General features: G+C 34.7%; 3 protein-coding genes and 1 pseudogene. All 4 read right to left on the bottom strand.

Translation table 11 applies throughout. The annotated features are described in order from the left end of the window. Positions 1 to 278: pseudogene (locus tag GMD1S_RS12715) on the bottom strand (ferredoxin reductase); the annotation flags it as partial. A gap of 25 nt (positions 279 to 303) precedes the next feature. Next, a complete protein-coding gene (locus GMD1S_RS07465; RefSeq protein WP_025172607.1) occupies positions 304 to 627 on the bottom strand; it encodes a hypothetical protein in 324 nt (107 codons plus the stop codon). Positions 628 to 789: 162 nt separating this feature from the next. Continuing rightward, complete coding sequence (locus GMD1S_RS07460; RefSeq protein WP_000395701.1) at positions 790 to 1,317, bottom strand: flavin reductase; 528 nt, start codon at positions 1,315 to 1,317, stop codon at positions 790 to 792. Positions 1,318 to 1,362: 45 nt separating this feature from the next. Next, positions 1,363 to 1,797, bottom strand: a 435-nt coding sequence (locus tag GMD1S_RS07455; RefSeq protein ID WP_000374224.1) for a hypothetical protein, incomplete at its 5' end; no start/stop codon positions are given.

The following is a 1,797-nucleotide window of genomic DNA, read 5'->3' as shown; positions in this document are numbered from 1 at the left end:
TCATCAGGTGTGGAGGCAATAGTTAGCCATCGACTGGTTTGCTCTCCCTTAGCTTCGTTTTTATTAGTAGTAGAAGAAGTATCAGGGAGTGTAAACTTGGCATAAGCCCCTGCTTTCCATGTCATATTAGTAGGTTTCGTCAAATGTATTAAGTAAAGGTCCCCATTGAAATTTTCAATGGATTTTAAAGACAAAGCTTGACTACGTCCAAGATAGGTTATTACACCCCAAGAAATAAGGCATATAGCCACCAGAATAGATATAATAATTATCAACATTTTTTACCTCTTTTCATTATTTTCCTCATTTCCAAAATTTAAAAGATAGCCAAGTAGCCAGTGCGATAACAGGAATAAAGCCAATCAGTTTGATAAGCAAATCAGTATTAGGTAGGCTGTAAATATAAATCATGGTAGTCAATGCCACCAACCAAATACCCGCAATTTTTAAAATAACAGGTAAGCCGGCAATCATACATAACCCTATAGCCAGCAAAATCATACCTCCAGTCGCAAAGGACATAAAATCAGGGTTTGATAAATCAACCTGTTGTAGTGTAGCTCCCCAAATAATGATCAAAATACCAATAATGGCAAGAGAAATTCCTGTAATACCTAATCCATTCATTTTTTTAACTCCTTGTTTGTCCATGATAAAATCTCCTTTATTATATTATTGAATGAATATAATATTAGTTCATTCATATATTTTCAAAAAATAAAAAAATCAATTCTTCTTATAAAAATTTTGTCCTTTCTATGTAAATAATATCAAATATAGCATATCCATTTAATCTATAATCTGTTCTATCTCACCTATAAGAATAAAATGAGGTTCCCAGCCACCATGTCCGTCAGTATAGATATCTGGATACAATTCATAGTAATCCCTTATTTCCTGTACAAAACTCTCCTTGTCAAACTGTTGCTTACAAAGCTTTTTACATAAAAAAGTCTGTTTTGCCTCTTTAAATCCCATTGTCTTACCTATAGGAATTGCCATAAGTCCGGCATTTTCTATTTTATTTTCATTTCTTCCTGAATGACTTCCAAGGTATGCAAGTACCTTTTTATATTTTGGATCAAAAAAGCTTACAGTAAAGTATTCACTATCATCAATAAACTCAGCTGTATATCTTGACGGATGTATATATAGGGTTACAGTCGCCTTACTTTTTCCCGGTGCTCCCCAAATATTTCCAAGGCTACTCCATGACACGAGGCAGGCATTGAACTTTTCCCTGTTGCCTACCGTTATTGCCGCCCATTCACTGTCAAAAATGTCAAACGGTTTGTACTCTTTTTTTCTAAATTCCATGTTCATTCCTCTTTCTCCAATTCACCTATAATTAAATTATATTTGTTATTTAAGAATTCCTTTAATGAAGTAAGTTGCAAGTATTTCAACGGTCTTGCCAATATCTGGAAAATCTTTTTCCGTGATATGCATATCCATATAGTAAAACAGATTATAAACCTGTAAAATATCTTGAATCTTTTCTGGCGAGTACCCTTCAGCCTGCATACGATTTGTAAAAGTTTTAACTAGAAACTGATGAAATGGATTTGCGACTTTGCCTTCCTCCGAGGAATAGTAGCTGTGTAACTCATCTGCGATGGCAGGATTGTACCATTCTGCAAGGATTTTATTGGAAGAAACGAGAGTTCTGGACTGAGCAAAGAGTTGACCAATGAGGTCGGTCATATCAATTTCCCAATCCAGTTCTTCGATCATAGCTTGGCGAACACGGTTGTTTTCATCTATATAGATGTCTAGAAAAATGGCTTCTTTACTCTC

The organism is Streptococcus sp. GMD1S (genome assembly GCF_000296875.1).
GTDB lineage: Bacteria > Bacillota > Bacilli > Lactobacillales > Streptococcaceae > Streptococcus.
The sequence above is the reverse complement of the archived record's forward strand: the minus strand, read 5'-3'. Positions and strand labels throughout refer to the sequence as shown.